The 16,694-nt window shown below is 69.7% G+C and carries 15 protein-coding genes and 1 pseudogene; 9 read left to right on the top strand and 7 right to left on the bottom strand.

Annotated elements, in window-relative coordinates; genetic code table 11:
- Positions 1-29: 29 nt before the first annotated feature.
- Entirely contained in the window at positions 30-908 is an 879-nt protein-coding gene (locus ABT115_RS24450) for a menaquinone biosynthetic enzyme MqnA/MqnD family protein (protein ID WP_351793594.1), read from the bottom strand.
- Positions 909-1,281: 373 nt separating this feature from the next.
- On the opposite strand from ABT115_RS24450, the gene ABT115_RS24455 reads away from it, so the two are divergent.
- The gene (locus tag ABT115_RS24455) at positions 1,282-1,485 is read left to right on the top strand and encodes a cold-shock protein (protein WP_003967102.1); all 204 of its coding nucleotides are present in this window, start codon (positions 1,282-1,284) and stop codon (positions 1,483-1,485) included.
- 177 nt (positions 1,486-1,662) lie between these two features.
- Here ABT115_RS24455 and ABT115_RS24460 read toward each other — a convergent pair whose 3' ends face one another.
- The gene (locus ABT115_RS24460) at positions 1,663-2,892 is read right to left on the bottom strand and encodes an amidohydrolase family protein (protein ID WP_351793597.1); all 1,230 of its coding nucleotides are present in this window, start codon (positions 2,890-2,892) and stop codon (positions 1,663-1,665) included.
- Between the two features lie 263 nt (positions 2,893-3,155).
- Between ABT115_RS24460 and afsR the strand changes: the two are divergent.
- Both afsR and ABT115_RS24470 read left to right on the top strand, forming a co-directional pair.
- Positions 3,156-6,126 (top strand): annotated as a pseudogene (afsR, locus tag ABT115_RS24465) (SARP-family global regulator AfsR).
- A gap of 209 nt (positions 6,127-6,335) precedes the next feature.
- Entirely contained in the window at positions 6,336-6,524 is a 189-nt protein-coding gene (locus tag ABT115_RS24470) for a hypothetical protein (protein WP_351793599.1), read from the top strand.
- A 172-nt stretch (positions 6,525-6,696) separates the two neighbouring features.
- On the opposite strand, the gene ABT115_RS24475 is transcribed toward ABT115_RS24470, so the two are convergent.
- The gene (locus tag ABT115_RS24475) at positions 6,697-7,092 is read right to left on the bottom strand and encodes a hypothetical protein (RefSeq protein WP_351793602.1); all 396 of its coding nucleotides are present in this window, start codon (positions 7,090-7,092) and stop codon (positions 6,697-6,699) included.
- Complete coding sequence (locus ABT115_RS24480; RefSeq protein WP_351793605.1) at positions 7,092-7,367, bottom strand: hypothetical protein; 276 nt, start codon at positions 7,365-7,367, stop codon at positions 7,092-7,094. Before ABT115_RS24480 ends, ABT115_RS24475 begins: the two co-directional genes overlap by 1 nt.
- Positions 7,368-7,491: 124 nt before the next feature.
- On the opposite strand from ABT115_RS24480, the gene ABT115_RS24485 reads away from it, so the two are divergent.
- Both ABT115_RS24485 and ABT115_RS24490 read left to right on the top strand, forming a co-directional pair.
- Entirely contained in the window at positions 7,492-7,818 is a 327-nt protein-coding gene (locus ABT115_RS24485) for a type II toxin-antitoxin system Phd/YefM family antitoxin (protein WP_351793608.1), read from the top strand.
- Entirely contained in the window at positions 7,818-8,231 is a 414-nt protein-coding gene (locus ABT115_RS24490; RefSeq protein ID WP_351793610.1) for a type II toxin-antitoxin system VapC family toxin, read from the top strand. Before ABT115_RS24485 ends, ABT115_RS24490 begins: the two co-directional genes overlap by 1 nt.
- A gap of 4 nt (positions 8,232-8,235) precedes the next feature.
- Here ABT115_RS24490 and ABT115_RS24495 read toward each other — a convergent pair whose 3' ends face one another.
- Positions 8,236-9,798: a FadD3 family acyl-CoA ligase gene (locus ABT115_RS24495; RefSeq protein ID WP_351793613.1), complete on the bottom strand. Its 1,563-nt coding sequence runs from the start codon at positions 9,796-9,798 to the stop codon at positions 8,236-8,238.
- A 92-nt stretch (positions 9,799-9,890) separates the two neighbouring features.
- Here ABT115_RS24495 and ABT115_RS24500 point away from each other — a divergent pair, with 92 nt between their 5' ends.
- The 3 genes from ABT115_RS24500 to ABT115_RS24510 are packed head-to-tail and all read left to right on the top strand — an operon-like array spanning position 9,891 to position 12,265.
- The gene (locus ABT115_RS24500) at positions 9,891-11,039 is read left to right on the top strand and encodes a lipid-transfer protein (RefSeq protein WP_351793635.1); all 1,149 of its coding nucleotides are present in this window, start codon (positions 9,891-9,893) and stop codon (positions 11,037-11,039) included.
- Between the two features lie 5 nt (positions 11,040-11,044).
- The gene (locus ABT115_RS24505; protein WP_351793616.1) at positions 11,045-11,485 is read left to right on the top strand and encodes a Zn-ribbon domain-containing OB-fold protein; all 441 of its coding nucleotides are present in this window, start codon (positions 11,045-11,047) and stop codon (positions 11,483-11,485) included.
- A gap of 6 nt (positions 11,486-11,491) precedes the next feature.
- Entirely contained in the window at positions 11,492-12,265 is a 774-nt protein-coding gene (locus tag ABT115_RS24510) for an enoyl-CoA hydratase/isomerase family protein (RefSeq protein ID WP_351793619.1), read from the top strand.
- Between the two features lie 2 nt (positions 12,266-12,267).
- Here the strand turns inward: ABT115_RS24510 and ABT115_RS24515 are convergent, their stop codons facing one another.
- Together ABT115_RS24515 and afsK are read right to left on the bottom strand one after the other, a co-directional pair.
- Entirely contained in the window at positions 12,268-12,807 is a 540-nt protein-coding gene (locus ABT115_RS24515; RefSeq protein WP_351793622.1) for a hypothetical protein, read from the bottom strand.
- Between the two features lie 257 nt (positions 12,808-13,064).
- On the bottom strand, positions 13,065-15,455 hold the full coding sequence (gene afsK / locus ABT115_RS24520) for a protein serine/threonine kinase AfsK (RefSeq protein WP_351793625.1): 2,391 nt from the start codon (positions 15,453-15,455) through the stop codon (positions 13,065-13,067).
- A gap of 495 nt (positions 15,456-15,950) precedes the next feature.
- Here afsK and ABT115_RS24525 point away from each other — a divergent pair, with 495 nt between their 5' ends.
- Positions 15,951-16,598: a TetR family transcriptional regulator gene (locus tag ABT115_RS24525; protein WP_351793627.1), complete on the top strand. Its 648-nt coding sequence runs from the start codon at positions 15,951-15,953 to the stop codon at positions 16,596-16,598.
- Positions 16,599-16,694 lie beyond the last annotated feature (96 nt).

Genomic DNA, 16,694 nt, shown 5'->3' on the forward strand with positions numbered 1-16,694 from the left:
GTACTCGGCACCCGCCCACCGCCGTCCGGTCAGCCGCCGAGGAGCTCGACCTTCACGTCCGCCGGGAAGCCGGTCGTCGGACCGACCCGACGCGCGAACTCCTGCACGCCCTTCAGCTGGTCCGGGCCGAAGCGGAAGTCCAGGGTCGTGAAGTACCGCTCCAGCACCCCCGCGCCGAAGGCCTCCCAGCGCGCCGCCTGCTCCGCGACCTTGGCGACCTCTTCCAGGGAGACGTCCCGCGAGGCCAGGAAGGCCTCGTGCACCTTGCTCACGTAGTGGGGCTCGGCCGCCAGATAGTCCTTGCGGGCCGCCCAGACCGCGAAGACGAACGGCAGCCCGGTCCAGTCCTTCCACATCTGGCCCAGGTCGTGGACCTGGAGACCGAGCCGGGGCGCGTCGTGCAGGTTGGCGCGCAGCGCGGCGTCGCCGATCAGCACCGCGGCGTCCGCCTCCTGCATCATCACGCCGAGGTCCGGCGGGCAGGTGTAGTAGTCCGGGCTCACCCCGTACCGCTCGGCGAGCAGCAGCTGGGCCAGACGCACGGAGGTGCGCGAGGTCGAACCGAGCGCCACCCTGGCCCGGTCCAGCTGGTCGAGCGGCACCTGCGACACGATCACGCACGACATGACGGGCCCGTCGCAGCCCACCGCGATGTCCGGGAAGGCGACCAGGTCGTCGGCGTTGCGGAGGAACTCCACCAGTGTGACGGGGCCGATGTCCAGATCGCCCCTGATCAGCTGTTCACTGAGCTTCTCCGGGGTGTCCTTCGAAAGCTCCAGGTCAAGCAGGGTTCCGGTTCTCGCCAGTCCCCAGTACAGGGGGAGACAGTTCAGGAACTGGATGTGGCCGACGCGCGGCCGGCTGCGACGGTCGTCGCCTGCGACGGTTGAGACGATTGAATTGTCCACATCGCGAGGCTAGACCCGCGTCGGCGCCCGGACGGCACCGGGTGCGGGGGCGGCACTCGGTCCCACTCCGGGTCGCGCCGACACCACTCCCGGGTGCGCGCGGAAGTCTTCTCCCGTACCCCCTGAAGGCGCTTCGATGACACCTTCCGGTACCCCACTTCGTCAGCCCATCAGCCGGGCAATCAAACATCCGGGTGAAGTGATCTCTCCAGCTACCCTTCCGCACACGCTGCGTGCTAGGCTCGACGCAAGTTGCAGTTTGGTTTCCCTTGCAGTACAGAGCCTGCGGAGCATGTAACCCGCAGGCTTTTGTAGTTTTCAGACTTCTTTGCAGGTTCTGGAGCAGGGCAACCCTTTGGCCCAAGGAGGGCTTATGGCTACCGGAACCGTCAAGTGGTTCAACGCTGAAAAGGGCTTCGGCTTCATCGCCCAGGACGGCGGCGGCCCGGATGTCTTCGTTCACTACTCCGCGATCAACGCGTCCGGGTTCCGCTCCCTCGAGGAGAACCAGGTCGTGAACTTCGACGTCACCCAGGGCCCCAAGGGCCCGCAGGCTGAGAACGTCACCCCGGCCTAGTTGCCCGGGTCGGCCGATCGCGGCCGGCTAGCAGTACCCAAGGAGCCCCGTTCCTTCGCCTCGGCGGAGAAACGGGGCTCCTGCTCTTTTCCGGAAGGCGGGCACTGCGCTGCTTGACCTTGGCACCGTGTGAGGCCGCGCACTGGGAGACATCATGCCCCGGGGGTCTTCCCCCCTTTATCGTCCTCCGGGCCCTGCCCACAGCCCGTCGTCCGTCAGACCCAGCAGGTCGATCGCGTTGCGGCGGACGATCCGGTCCACGACGTCGGCGTCCAGATGCCCCATCTGCGCCTCGCCGACCTCGCGCGACTTGGGCCAGGTGGAGTCGGAGTGCGGGTAGTCCGTCTCGTACAGGACGTTTCCGACACCGATCGAGTCCAGGTTCCTCAGCCCGAAGGCATCGTCGAAGAAACAGCCGTAGACGTGCTCGGCGAACAGCTCCGACGGCGGGCGGTGGACCTTGTCGGCGACGCCGCCCCAGGCCCGGTTCTCCTCCCAGACCACGTCGGCGCGTTCCAGGATGTACGGAATCCAGCCGATCTGGCCCTCCGCGTACATGATCCGGAGGTTCGGGAAGCGTTCGAACTTGCCGCTCATCAGCCAGTCGACCATCGAGAAGCAGCAGTTGGCGAAGGTGATGGTGGAACCGACGGCGGGCGGGGCGTCGGTCGAGGTGGACGGCATCTTCGAGGACGAGCCGATATGCATCGCGATCACCGTCCCCGTCTCGTCACAGGCCCGCAGGAACGGATCCCACTCGTCCGTATGAATGGACGGCAGCCCGAGATGCGGAGGTATCTCGGAGAACGCCACCGCGCGCACACCGCGCGCCGCGTTCCGCCGGACCTCGTCCGCGGCCAGCTGCGCGTCCCAGAGGGGGATCAGGGTGAGCGGGATGAGCCGGCCCCGCGCCTCGGGGCCGCACCACTCCTCCACCATCCAGTCGTTGTACGCCCGCACCCCGAGCAGCCCCAGCTCGCGGTCCTTCGCTTCGGTGAAGGTCTGGCCGCAGAAGCGGGGGAAGGTGGGGAAGCAGAGGGCGGACTGGACATGGTTGACGTCCATGTCGGCGAGCCGGTCGGGGACCGAGAACGACCCCGGACGCATCTGCTCGTACGTGATGACCTCAAGCCTGATCTCGTCCCGGTCGTAGCCGACCGCGGTGTCGAGCCGGGTGAGCGGGCGGTGCAGATCCTCGTAGACCCACCAGTCGCCGATCGGCCCGTCGTCGCCCTTCGCTCCCATCACGGGCGCGAACTTGCCTCCCATGAAGGTCATTTCCTTGAGCGGTGCGCGAACGATCCGCGGACCGCGGTCGAGGTACTTGGACGGGAGCCGGTCCCGCCAGACATGAGCGGGCTCCACCGTGTGGTCGTCCACCGAGATGATCTTCGGGAAGGTCTCCATGCCTACCACGGTAGCGCTGATCTGACGTACCGTCAGCTATCTGTACCGCCCCCCGTTCCGCAATCGTTGTCGAGGGCTTGTGCAGAGAGTCACCCGCTGCTGACGTGTCCGCCCAAAACAAGGCAGACTGTTGAGCGCGATACCAGCGGTACCGAGCAATCCGGATCAACCCGCACCGGGCCGGCACGCGGGCGGGCAATCCGAAACAGACAGCACCAGCACGATCGGCAGGACCGGCGGGACAAGCAGGGCAGGGGGCAGCAATGGACCGTGGCAACGGGCCGCGCATGCATGTTCCGGAGCATCGCGCTCCTGGGCAGCGGTCGGGTGACGGCACCGATCTGCGCTTTTCCGTGCTCGGCCCGGTACGGGCATGGCGAGCCGGAGAAGCGCTGCCGTCCGGTTCACCGCAGCAGCGCGCCCTGTTGACCGCACTGCTTTTGCGCGGCGGCCGCACGGCCACGGCCTCCGAACTCATCGACGCCATCTGGGGCGAGGAACCGCCCTCGCAGGCACTCGCCGCCGTACGCACGTACGCCTCCCGGCTCCGTAAGATCCTCGACCCGCAGACGCTGGTCAGCGACGCCGGCGGTTACGCGATCCGGACCAGGCACGACGCCCTCGACCTGACTGTCGCCCAGGAGCTGGCGGCCGAGGCGGAGAAGGCCCGGGCCGGCGGCGACCGCGCCCAGGCCCGCGCCCTCTTCAACGAGGCGCTCGGCCTGTGGGACGGCGAGGCTCTGGCCTCCGTGCCCGGCCCGTACGCCGAGAATCAGCGCACCCGTCTGGAGGAATGGCGGCTCCAGCTCACCGAGACCCGCCTCGACCTCGACCTGGAGGTCGGCTGCCACGCGGAGGCGGTCTCCGAGCTGACCGCGCTCACTGCCGCGCACCCCCTGCGCGAGCGGCTGCGCGAGCTCCTCATGGTCGCCCTGTACCGCAGCGGCCGCCAGGCGGAGGCGCTCGCGGTGTACGCGGACACCCGTCGGCTGCTCGCCGACGAACTGGGTGTCGACCCGCGCCCCGAGCTCTCCCAGCTCCAGCAGCGCATCCTGCAGGCCGACGAGGAACTGGCCCGACCGGCCGACGAACCGGCCCCGGCCCCCGCACCGGTGCGTCCCGCCCAGCTCCCGGCCACCGTCCCGGACTTCACCGGCCGCGCCTCCTTCGTACGGGAGCTGGGCGACCGGCTGGCGACCGCCGAGGGTTCGGTCATGGCCGTCTCGGCACTGGCCGGCATCGGCGGTGTCGGCAAGACGACCCTCGCCGTGCACGTCGCCCACCAGGCGCGAGCGCACTTCCCGGACGGCCAGCTGTACGTGGACCTCCAGGGCGCCGGCGCACGCGCCGCCGAACCGGAGACGGTCCTCGGCGCCTTCCTGCGCGCCCTCGGCACTGCGGACTCGGCCATCCCCGATTCCCTGGACGAGCGCGCCGCCCTCTACCGCTCCACGCTCGACGGCCGCCGCATACTGGTCCTCCTCGACAACGCCCATGACGCGGCCCAGATCCGCCCCCCTTCTCCCCGGCACCGCGGGCTGCGCAGCCCTGGTCACCAGCCGCGTCCGCATGGTCGACCTGGCCGGCGCCCACCTGGTCGACCTGGACGTGATGTCCCCGGAGGAGGCACTCCAGCTCTTCACCCGCATCGTGGGCGAGGAACGCATCAACTCCGAGCGCGAGGCCGCCCTGGACGTGGTCGCCGCCTGCGGCTTCCTCCCCCTGGCCATCCGCATCGCCGCCTCCCGCCTGGCCGCACGCCGCACCTGGACGGTCTCCGCCCTGGCCGCCAAACTCGCCGACGAACGCCGCCGCCTGGACGAACTCCAGGCCGGCGACCTCGCGGTGAAGGCCACGTTCGAACTCGGCTACGGCCAACTGGAGCCCGCCCAGGCCCGCGCCTTCCGCCTCCTGGGCCTGGCCGACGGCCCCGACATCTCCCTGACCGCGGCGGCGGCTTTGCTCGACCTGGAAGCCCACGCGGCGGAGGACCTGCTGGAGGCCCTGGTCGACACCAGCCTCGTGGAGTCCGCGGCACCGGGCCGCTACCGCTACCACGACCTGGTACGCCTCTACGCGCGCTCCTGCGCGGAACGCGACGAACAGCCGCCGAAGGAACGCGAGTTGGCGCTTTCGCGGCTCCTGGACTTCTATCTGGCGACGGCGGCGGGGGTGTATGCGCTGGAGCGGCCGGGGGATCGGCTGGTTGATCACCTGGAGCCGACGGGGCACGAGGGGCTGGCTTTCGATGACAGGCACACGGCACGGGACTGGCTCTATACGGAGGCCGGTCCCCTGCTGTCCTGCGTGCGCCAGTCGTCCAGCGCCGGCACGCTGCCGCGCGCCGTCGATCTGCTCTGGTCCGCGCTCGACCTGGGCGAGTCCGGAGCGAACTCGAAGCAGTACGAGACCACCGCCTTCGCCGTGCTGGAAGCCGCCCGCGCAGGGCGTGATCAACGCACGGAGGTGCGGGCCCTGATGACGCTGGCCGATGTGCACCACACATCGGGGCGCTTCGACCAGGCCAAGGACGAGGCGGAGAAGGTCATGCGGCTCGTCGAAACGGCATGCGACCCCCTCCCCGGCTGCTGGGCTCCGAACGCCCTCGGAATCATGGCGCTGTATCAGAACCGTCACGACGACGGCGAGAAGTACCTCACCTTGGCCATCGACCGGTTCCGCAAAATCCAGGATCGCCCGGGTGAGGCAAGTGCGTTGTGCAACTTGTCGCGCATCCATCTCGCCACGGACCGCACCGACAGTGCGGTTTCGCTGGCCCAACAGGGCATAGACATCTACGACAGCATGGGACATACCCTCCGGAGCGCCAACGGGCGCTATGCACTGGGAATGGCTCTCACCCAGAGCGGCCAGTTCGCGACCGCGACAGAACGCCTTCTGGAGGCGCTGGACATCTTCCGAGAAAGTCGCCAGCGCCTGTGGGAGGGAATGACCCTCTTCCGCCTCTCCGAGGTCGACCTCGCGTCCGGATGCTCGGCGGATGCGGCGACCAACGCCGAACAGGCCCTGACCTCACTCCGCGGCATCGGAGGAGAGTGGAGGAGGGGCAATGTGCTCACCGTTCTCGGCCGGGCCCTGGGCGACATCGGCCAGTTCGGGCGCGCACAGGTGTGCTGGCGCGAAGCCCTGGCCATCTACGACCAACTCGGCTCTCACGAAGCCGCCGAGGTGCGCACTTTGTTGGCGTCCGTCGCGTCGTCGGCGGCCACGTAGCGCACACCGAGCGGCGTTCATCGTTCGTTTATCGCGGCCGGGCACTCTCGTGAAAGTCAATCCGCCGCGTCGGGGGGCAGACGGGTTGACGCCAAGGCCGTAGCACTAGTGTGAACGGCCCTGAGATGCCCGCCCGGCAGTCCACGGGGGAACAGCCGGGCGGGCATCGCCGACCCATCTCATCGAGACGCCGAGGGAAGCAGACGGACATGGCTGACGCGAAGAAGGACCCGGAGATCAAGCCGCAGGACATGCATGCCACTGGCGAAGACGCAGGGCAGATCACGACCAAGGACATGCATGCCACCGGCGGGACCATCAAGCCGCTGGACATGCACGCCACAAGCGGCACGGCCAAGACCGAGGACATGCACGCCACGGCGGAGCCGAAGGACTGACAAGGACCTATTTCGACGGGGTACGGGGGAGCGGCCGCGGCGGCGCGGAGGGGGAGCCGTCGCGGCCGCTGCATGTCCGCGCACCGGTCAACGCATTCGTGCCAACGTTCGACCGCTTCCCGCCAAGGGGGTGCCGAGATCGCCCCTCGGGGCCCCTTCCGCGTCCGGCGACCTACAACCCCCGCACCTGCACTCCCGCCCCGCACAGCTTGCCCATGTCGTCCTCATCCGAGGTGAAGACCACCACCCGGCCCGCCTGACGCCCCGCGATCACCGCGAGCGCCGCGTCGATGGCGTACTTGTGACCATGCAGTCCCGTGGCCCCCAGCAACCCGATCGCCGCGTCGGCGACGTCCTTGGTCACGGGCTCGACGACGATGCCGGACATCGTCCAGTTCCAGACGGGCCGCCGGATCTTGCTGTGGTAGGCCTCGATCAAGGTCATCGAACTGGTCACCACACGGATGCCCGCGCGGTGAGCGTCCTTGAGACGAGCCCTCATCTCCGCGTCTCCGAGCGCCGCGCGGGAGAGGGCCTCGCAGTCCAGTACATATGAGATGTCCAGCATCAGGCTGCAGACCTGTGCGACACCGCGCCCGCATCGCGCTCGTCGAACCACTGCTCGATCTCGCGCCGCTCCGCCTCGGCAGCCGCCAGGTCCGTATCCGCCACCGGGCCATACTCTCCCTCCATCCGCTCCACCAGCTCCCCCAGCCGGTCATGCTCGCGCTGGCGCTCTATGGCGCGCGTGACATAAGCGCTGAACGCACCAGGGCCGACCTCGCTGCGGATCTCCTCCGCCAACTCCTCAGGCAGGGTGACCGTGTACTTCTTGGTTGCCATACCAGCAACCATACTCGCGGTCCGACCGACTGGACGTTCAGTTCATCCCATCGAGCGGCCCGCACACTCCTCACATTGACGTACCTGGTGGCAGCATGTCGCACACCCTCGTACTCTGTGCGACATGGACAGCGAGGAGCGTCGCGACACCAGGATCACCGTCCGTGATCTTCAGCGGAACGCCGCTGCCGTCCTCGTGCGGCTGGAGCACGGGGAGACCTTCACCGTGACCCGGCATGGCCGGACCGTAGCCCGGATAGTCCCCCCGGACCCCGTCGAAGAGGCGGTCAATCAGGCCGTGGCCGACGGGCTGATCGACCTTCCGGAGCTTGCGCGCGCGCGGACGGCCGCACAGACGGCACGCATCCGGACAGCGCCCACCGCGCCCGGCGACATCCCCCTCAGCCAGGCTCTGGACGAGCTCCGAGAGGACGAGAGGGAGGGGCGCTGATGCGTTTCATCTATCTCGACACCTCTGCGGCACTCAAGCTCTTCAAGGCGGAGGCCGAGACCGACGCGCTCAAAGCATGGCTGTCCACCCAAGGATCTGCCGTCGCCTTGACCTGCGACCTCACGCGGACCGAGGTGCGGCGTGCGCTGCACGCTGTCGGCGCGGACCTCGATGTGGCCGCCGAGGCCGAAAGCTGGCTCGACGAGAGTGCCCTCATCCGCATGCCACCCCTGCTCTTCGACCGCGCCGGCAGCCTGTCCCCCGGCAACCGGCCGCGTTCCCTGGATGCTCTGCACCTGGCCGCGGCGCAGGGCCTGGGGCAGGCACTCACCGCATTCGTGGCGTACGACAAGCGCCTCGTCGAATCGGCACAGGGTCTGGGGCTTCCGGTCCGGAGCCCCGGCTCACCGTGAGCCGTCAGGCCTCCGCCCAACTCCGCAGCTCCCCCTTCACCACCTTGCCGCTCGCATTGCGCGGCAGCTCGTTCACGAACTCCACCGCTCTCGGCACCTTGTAGTTCGCCATCTCGCGGCGGGACCAGGCGATCAGGTCGTCGGCCGTGAGCGCGGCACCCCGGCGCCGCACCACGTACGCCTTGCCCACCTCGCCCAGTCGGGGGTCGGGGACGCCGATCACCGCCACGTCGGCCACGTCCGGGTGCAGGCCGAGAAGCTGTTCGATCTCGGCGGGGTACGCGTTGAAGCCGCCGACGATGAACATGTCCTTGATCCGGTCGGTGATCCGGAGGTTGCCGTCCTCGTCGAGGACGCCCACGTCGCCCGTGTGGAGCCAGCCGTCGGAGGTGATCGCGGCGGCCGTGGTGTCCGGGTCCTCGAAATAGCCCTGCATCACGTTGAATCCGCGGACCAGGACCTCGCCAGGGGTTCCGGGGTCGGCCAGGACGCGGAGTTCCGTGCCGGGGATCGCCCGGCCGGAGGTCGAGGCGATCGTCCGCGCCGGGTCGCCGCGCCGGCACATCGTGACGATTCCGCTCGCCTCGGAGAGGCCGTACGCGGTGAGGACCGTCGCTATGCCGAGCTCCGTGCGCAGGCGTTCCACCAGTTGCAGCGGGACCACCGCCGCGCCCGTCACCACCAGGCGCAGGGCGGAGAGGTCGTGGGCGTCCCGGGCCGGATGGTCCAGGAGGGACTGGTGGAGGGTGGGCGGGCCCGGCAGGACCGAGATGCGTTCGGCGGCGATGTTGGCCAGGACCGTGTCCACGTTGAACACCGGCTGCGGGACCATCGTCGCGCCCCGCATCAGGCACGCGATGATGCCCGCCTTGTAGCCGAAGGTGTGGAAGAAGGGGTTCACGATCAGATAGCGGTCGCCCTCGCGCAGATCCGCCAGCTCGCTCCAGATCGCGTAGCAGCGCAGGGTCTGAGCATGGGTGATGACCGCGCCCTTGGGCCGACCCGTGGTGCCCGAGGTGTAGATGATGTCGGACGGGGCCGAGGGGACGATCGCGTCGGCTCGGGTTCGTACCGCCGCGCCGGAGACCCCCTCCCCCGCAGCCAGGAAGTCCTTCCAGGTGCGGTAGTCGTCCGGGGCGCTGTCCGCCAGCACCACCACTTGTTCCAGGTGCGGGAGCCGTACGTCGGCCCGGCGCAGGGATGCCACGTATGACGTGCCGAGGAAGGTGCCCGTGACGAAGAGCAGTTTCGCCCGGCTGCATTGCAGGATGTACGCCGCCTCCGCGCCCTTGAAGCGGGTGTTGAGGGGGACGAGGACCGCCCCGGCCGTGACGGCGCCGAGCGCGGAGACGATCCAGTCCAGGGTGTTCGGGGCCCAGACCGCGACCCGGTCCCCCGGCTCGACGCCCGAGGCCATGCAGGCGGCGGCGGCCCGTTCGACGCGGTCGCCGAGTTCGGCGTACGAGATCCGGGTCCGGCCCTCGACGACCGCCTCCCGGTCCGCGTACCGCTGCGCCGCTGCCCGTATCAGCTCCGGGATGCTGCCCCACTCCTCGTCGCCGCGCATCGTTCGCCCTCTCTGACGCAGTAGCTGACTATCCGTCAGATTAGCTGTAGCCTCAGCCGCTGTCAGCAGTCATGACGGTCTCGGAGGTGGCGGTGGCGGCGCTCAAGGACGTGACAGCGATAGCCGGCATTGGGCAGACGGTCTTCGCGAAACAACTGCCCGAATCCGAGAAGACCTTGGCCTGCCGGGCCATCGTCGCGGCGCTCGACGACGCGGGCATCGCGGCCTCCGAGGTGGACGCCTTCGCCTCGTACACGATGGAGGAGACCGACGAGGTCGAGATCGCCAAGGCCATCGGGGCGGGCGATGTCACCTTCTTCAGCAAGGTGGGGTACGGGGGCGGCGGCTCGTGCGCGACGATCGCACATCTCGCCGCCGCCGTGGCGACCGGGCAGGCGAGTGTCGGTGTCGCCTGGCGGTCGCGGAAGCGGGGGTCGGGGCCCCGGCCCTGGAAGAACACCGCCGTGCAACTGCCCACCCCCGCCCAGTGGACCCGCCCGTACGGGCTGCTGCGGCCGGCCGACGAGATCGGGATGCTGGCGCGGCGGTACATGCACGAGTACGGGGCGACCCGCGACCATCTCTTCAATGTCGCCCTCGCCTGCCGCAACCGCGCCAACCAGAACCCGGACGCGGTGATGTACGAGCGGCCGCTGACCCGCGACATGTATATGACCTCGCGCTGGATCAGCGAGCCGCTCTGCCTCTTCGACAACTGTCTGGAGACGGACGGCGCGCTGGCTTGCGTCATCGTCTGTGCCGAGCGGGCCCGCGACTGCCGGCAGAAGCCCGTCTACATCCATTCCGCCGCCCAGGGGCTGCCCGCCCAGCACCACGGCATGGTCAACTACTGGAACGACGACCCGCTCACCGGACCCGCCTGGACGGCCGCCCGGCAGCTCTGGAAACAGGCCGACTTCGGCCCGGACGACGTGGATGTCGCGCAGATCTACGACGCGTTCACCCCGCTCATTCCGCTCTCCCTGGAGGGGTACGGCTTCTGCGGGCGCGGCGAGGGAGCGGCGTTCACCGAGGGCGGGGCGCTGGAGAGCGGCGGGCGGCTGCCCATCAACACCGGGGGCGGCGGGCTCAGTGAGGCGTATGTGCATGGCTTCAACCTCATCAACGAGGGCGTGAAGCAGTTGCGCGGCGTCTCCACCGCACAGGTCCCGGACGCCAGGACGTGTCTGGTCACCGCCGGCGAGGGCGTGCCCACATCTGCCGTACTGCTGAGGAGTTGACCGGTATGGATGCCATGCTGCTGCCCGTCGTGGACGAGGACGGCGCCCCCTTCTGGGAGTACGCGGCCCGCGGCGAACTCCGCGTGCAGGCGTGCGCCGCCCCGGAGTGCGGAAGGCTGCGCTTCCCGCCCCGGCCGTGCTGCCCGCACTGCCAGTCGTTCGAGAGCGAGTGGCAGCCCCTCAGCGGGCGCGGCCGCATCTGGTCGTACGTGCTGCCGCATCCGCCGCTGCTGCCCGCGTACGCCGCGCAGGCACCGTACAACGCCGTCGTGGTCGAGCCTACCGATGCCCCGGGCATCCGGCTGGTCGGGAATGTGGTGAGCGGGCCGGATGCCCCGCTGGACTCCGTCGATCCGGGGCGGTTGCGGATCGGGGCCCCGGTGAAGGCGGTCTTCTGCCCGGTCAGTCCCGAAGTGACCCTGGTGCGTTGGCTGCTGGAGCGGTGACCGGCGATGGCGCTGCGGACGGAGACGGACATGGAGACCGGGGTCGCGCTCGTCACCCTTGACCGGCCCGAGAAGCTCAATGCGATCGACCTGGCGACGGCAGCCGAACTGACCGCGGTCTGGCAGGCGTTCCGCTTCGACGACGGGGTACGGGCCGTGGTCGTCACCGGTGCGGGCGTCCGGGCCTTCTGTACGGGGATCGACCGGGGCGTGGAGGTGCCGCAGCCCTCCTCCCCGTACACGATCGGTGATCCGCTGATCGCGATCGGGCCGAAGGCGAACGATCTGTGGAAGCCGGTGATCGCGGCCGTGGAGGGGATGGCCTGCGGCGGGGCGTTCTATCTGCTGGGCGAGGCTGAGTTCGTCATCGCGTCCGAGGAGGCGACATTCTTCGACCCGCACACGACGTACGGCATGGTCAGCGCGTACGAGGCGATCTCCATGGCGCAGCGGATGCCGTTCGGCGAGGTGGCCCGGATGTCCCTGATGGGTACGGCCGAACGCGTCACGGCCCGCCGGGCGTACGAGACCGGACTGGTCAGTGAGTTGACGGCACCCGGCGGCGCGGTGGCGGCAGCGCTGCGGGCGGCGGAAGTGATCGCCTCGTACCCGACCCGGGCGGTGCAGGGCACGGTACGGGCGGTGTGGTCCGCGAAGGAGGCGGCCAGGGCGCAGGCCATGGCCCATGCCCCGCACCTGATCGCACTCGGGAACCTGCCGCCGGAGCGGCAGGGCGAGTTGTTCCGGGGGCGGGGCGGCAACGAGTTCCGGATGCGTTGAGGTCAGTGGCTCAGCTCGGCCTCGACCCGGCACTTCTTCACCCGGGAGACCTTGCTCGGGCTGTCCATCCGCACGGAAACGGTCTTGGTCTCGCCACCCTCGGCATCCACGCTCGCCTCACCCTTGTCAACGGTGTTGCCAACTGCGTCGAGGAAGGTCACATCGACTTCGTAGGTGTGCGAGCCGACGGCGTTCGCCGTGAGCTGGACGGTGGAGGTGGTGACGGCCTTGCGCTTGCCCTTGCGGGGCTGGGCGCAGCGGACGACGTACGTCTCGGGCTCGTCCGAAGCGGTGGCGTCCGAGGTCGGCGTCTCGTAGCCGGAGTCGCCGGAAGAGCCGCTCGACGAGTCGTCGTAGTCGTTGTCGTCGTAGTCGTTGCGGTGGTAGCTGCCGTTGCTCTTCTCCGAGTTGGAGCATCCGCCGCCGCTGCTGCTGCTCGATCCCTTGCCGCTTCGACCGCCGTGACTGGAGGTCGTGAAGCCGGTGAGTGCGAGTACCACCACGACCAGTACCGCGGAAAGCTTTATGTGCTGCCGCATCATCGATGCAGCCCCCCTTGTGTTGTTGCCCGTGTGGCTGTCTGTGCTGTTGTCGCTGTCTGTGCTGTTGCTGTTGTCGAACGACCGCGCGACACGGTAGCGCAAGGTGCGGGAGGCAGGGGCCGGGCGTAGCGTCGACGCCGAGAGCGGTGCTGATCCGTGACGCCGGTCCGCGCACACGCAGGAGCGGCGGCCGCCGTGCCGAGCCCCTTCCGTGACTGGTACGACGGCCGTCTGGGCCGTCACTACAGCTCCGTCCTCTAGGTCCGGGGGCGGCTGCCCGTGCCCGTTCCCTTCAGGGCGTCCAGCGCATACACGCACCGGTCCTTGCTGCACGCGTACACGACGCCGCCCCGCGCCACCGGTGAACCCGTGATCTCGCCGCCCGTCGCCAGCTTCCAGCGGAGCTGGCCGCCCGCCGCGTCCAGGGTGTACAGGACGTGGTCGGCGGAGCCGAAGTGGACCCGGCCGTCGGCGACCACCGGGGCCCCCACCACCTCGCCGCCCGCCGCGAACCGCCACTTCGGGGTGCCGGTGACAGCGTCGAGCGTGTACAGCGCGCTGCCGCTGCCGACATGGACGTTCCCGGCCGTGACCAGGACAGGTTCGATCGACTGGCGGGCCTCTGTGGCGATGCGCCAGCGGTCCTTGCCGGTCGAGGCGTCGAGTGCGTACACCGTGCCGAGGTAGTCGGCGAGGTACACGCCGCCTCCGGTGACGGCGGGGCCGGGCGCGAACGAGGGCGGGGAGAGGAAGACCGTGGGCGACTCGAAGTGCCAGCGGACGTGACCGGACATGGTGTCGAAGGCCAGGACCCGGGCCCCCGCGCTGACGTACACGAAGCCGTCCGGCGCCGGGGTCACCCGGACCGGCACACCGCCGCAGGAGGCCGCGTCGCCGATGGGGTACGACCAGCGTTCGATGCCGGTACGGGCGTCGACGGCGCGCAGCCGGGCGTCCTGCCAGAGGTAGACCGTGCCGTCGTGGACCGTGGGCCCGGCCTCCGCCGTCTCGAAGTCGGTCTGTACGCCGCCGCTCTCCCACAGCTTCTCGCCCGTGGACGCCTCCCACGCCTGGACGCCGCCGCCCCTGGTGCCGGTGACGACGGTGCCGCGGTCGGCCTTGAGTGCGTACACCCAGGCATCGGTCTGCAGCCGCCACCGCTCGGCGCCGGTCGCCGCGTCCAGGGCGTACAGCGACGGCCCGTCGGAGGCGTGGATACGGCCGCCGTCGACGGCCATCACCCAGGCCACGTCCCGGGTCTTGAACTGGCGCCGCCCGTTGCGAATGTCCAGGGCGTGCACCTCGAACGACGTGACGTAGAGGAGGTCCCCTGCGACAACGGGCGTCCCCCAGACGTCGTTGGACATCCGGAACCGCCAGGGCCGCCAGCGGTCCGGGCCCGGGGGCGGGGTCTCGGGGGCGTGCGCGGGCGGGGGCAGGGGGGCGGGAGGGGCGGTGGGAGCCGTGCCGTTCACTCCGGCGGGCGGGCGCACCCAGCCGGTTGCGGGGCCGGCGTCCGTGGTGGCCGTGGCGGTGGCCCGTACGTCCTGGGCGCGCGGGCCGGGGCCGATCGGCACCCGCGCACCGGGCAGCCGCACCGTGCCGCCCCCGTCGGGCAGCTGCGCGGAAACGGCGGCCGGGGAGTGCAGGTCGGCGCCGCTGCGCCAGGCGGTGGCCCCGGCGGCACTGGGCGGCTGCTGGGGCGGCGGCGGCACGGGGGCCGGAGCGGGTGCGGGAGCCGCGGTCCTGCGGCCTCCGCCGCGGCGCTGCTCGATCATCGCGGTGGCGGAGGCCGGCAGCCATGCCGAGGCCGTACCGCTGTCGTCGCTGCCGGAGGCGAAGAGGTGCGGGGCGAGCTGGGCCTGCAGATCGGCGGGGCTGGGCCGCAGCCCGGCGTCCATCTGCATACAGGACTCGATCAGCGGCCTCAGTTCGTCGGGCAGGCCCTCCAGATCGGGGCCCTCGCGCAGCAGCATGAAGACCGTTTCGACGGGGTTGGCGCCGTGGAACGGCGCATGGCCGGTGGCGGCGAAGACCAGCGTCGAGCCGAGCGAGAAGACGTCGCTGGCGCCCGTGACGCTGCGCGAGTCCCGCGCCTGCTCGGGCGACATGTAGGCGGGCGTGCCGACGGCCACATTCGTCATGGTCAGCCGGGTGTTGGAGACCCCGGAGGCGATCCCGAAGTCGATCACCCGCGGGCCGTCCTCGACGACGAGCACGTTCGACGGCTTCATGTCGCGGTGGACGAGCCCCGCTCCGTGGATCGACTGGAGCGCCTCGGCGATACCGGCGGCCAGCCAGCGCACTGCCTGGACCGGCATGGGCCCGCACTCAGTCACTATCTCCTCGAGCGACGGGGCGGGCACATAAGCGGTGGCCAGCCACGGCACGGCGGCCCGCGAGTCGGCGTCCACCACCGCGGCCGTGTAGAAGCCGCTGACGGCCCGGGCGGCCTCCACCTCACGCGTGAAACGGACCCGGAACAGTTGGTCCTCGGCGAGCTCCGTACGTACCGTCTTGATCGCCACCCGCCGGCCCGAAGCCGAGCGGGCGAGATAGACCAGCCCCATGCCACCGGCCCCGAGTCGTCCCAGCACCTCGAACGGGCCGATCCGCCTCGGGTCGTGCTGCGTCAGCTGCTCCACCACTTGCCCTGCCACCTCCCCGTACGGGCCTCAGGAACAGAAGCCCGCGAAAACCCGCCCCTTTACGGCGTCTCACCACTGGGCACCACCCGGCGGTGCGCACCCCGATTGTTCCTGGCTGAGGCTCTGGTTGCGAACCCGGGGGCGGACCGGGGTGTCACAGCTCACTCTGCCCTCTTCCCGGACACAAGGCCGTCCTGCTTGGCGGCGGTGCGGCGACGGTCGTGGCGGTGACGCTCGTCACAGCAAACGTAACCCGCAGGTGGCGCGCACCGCGCCTCGAACCGTCCACATCGAACTCACTTTCGATAGAGGAGTCTCTTACTCACGGTGTCACAGAAAGTTATCCACGGAAGTTATCCACAGGCTGTTGATAAGACTTATTGCCCCGTGGGGGCGCATCCGTCGATATCCGGCCACTCCGCCACCCCGCCTGCGGTGCTCCCCATTTGCAGTCGGCCGAATCGCGCTCCGACCCCCCCTCGGTAAGCTGACGGCATGACAGGACAAGTGCGCACCGTCGACGGCCGCGTGGCCGGTCGACGCGGACAGGCGACGCGGCAGAAGCTGCTCGACTGCCTCAGCGAGATGCTCAGTTCCTCGCCGTACCGGGACGTCAAAGTCATCGACGTCGCCCGGAAGGCGGGGACTTCACCCGCGACCTTCTATCAGTACTTCTCCGACGTCGAGGGCGCCGTCCTCGAAATCGCCGAAGAAATGGCCAAGGAGGGCACCGGATTGACCGAACTGGTCGCCGGCCGCTCCTGGGTCGGCAAGGCCGGCTGGCAGACCGCCGAAGAGCTCGTCGAGGGATTCCTCGATTTCTGGCGACATCACGATGCGATCCTGCGCGTGGTCGACCTCGGAGCGGCCGAGGGCGACAAGCGGTTCTACAAGATCCGCATGAAGATCCTGAACTCGGTCACCAACTCTCTTACGGATTCGGTGAAGGAACTCCAGGCCAAGGGCAAGGTCGACAAGGACGTCAGCGCCGCCGCGATGGCGGGCTCGCTTGTCGCGATGCTGGCCGCAGTCGCCTCGCACCAGAAGGGCTTCACGACCTGGGGCGTGAAGCAGGCCGAACTCAAACCGAATCTCGCACTTTTGGTGCATCTTGGCATCACCGGCAGAAAGCCGACCAGGTAGCGCCGCGCCGGACCCCTCCCCCACTGGGTACCGCGCGGCCATTCCGGGCGCCCCAGGTCCTGTCTCACCGACGGCGGACCACGCATGCGTGGTCCG

It is taken from the genome of Streptomyces sp. NPDC001832, assembly GCF_040297265.1.
Classification (GTDB): domain Bacteria; phylum Actinomycetota; class Actinomycetes; order Streptomycetales; family Streptomycetaceae; genus Streptomyces.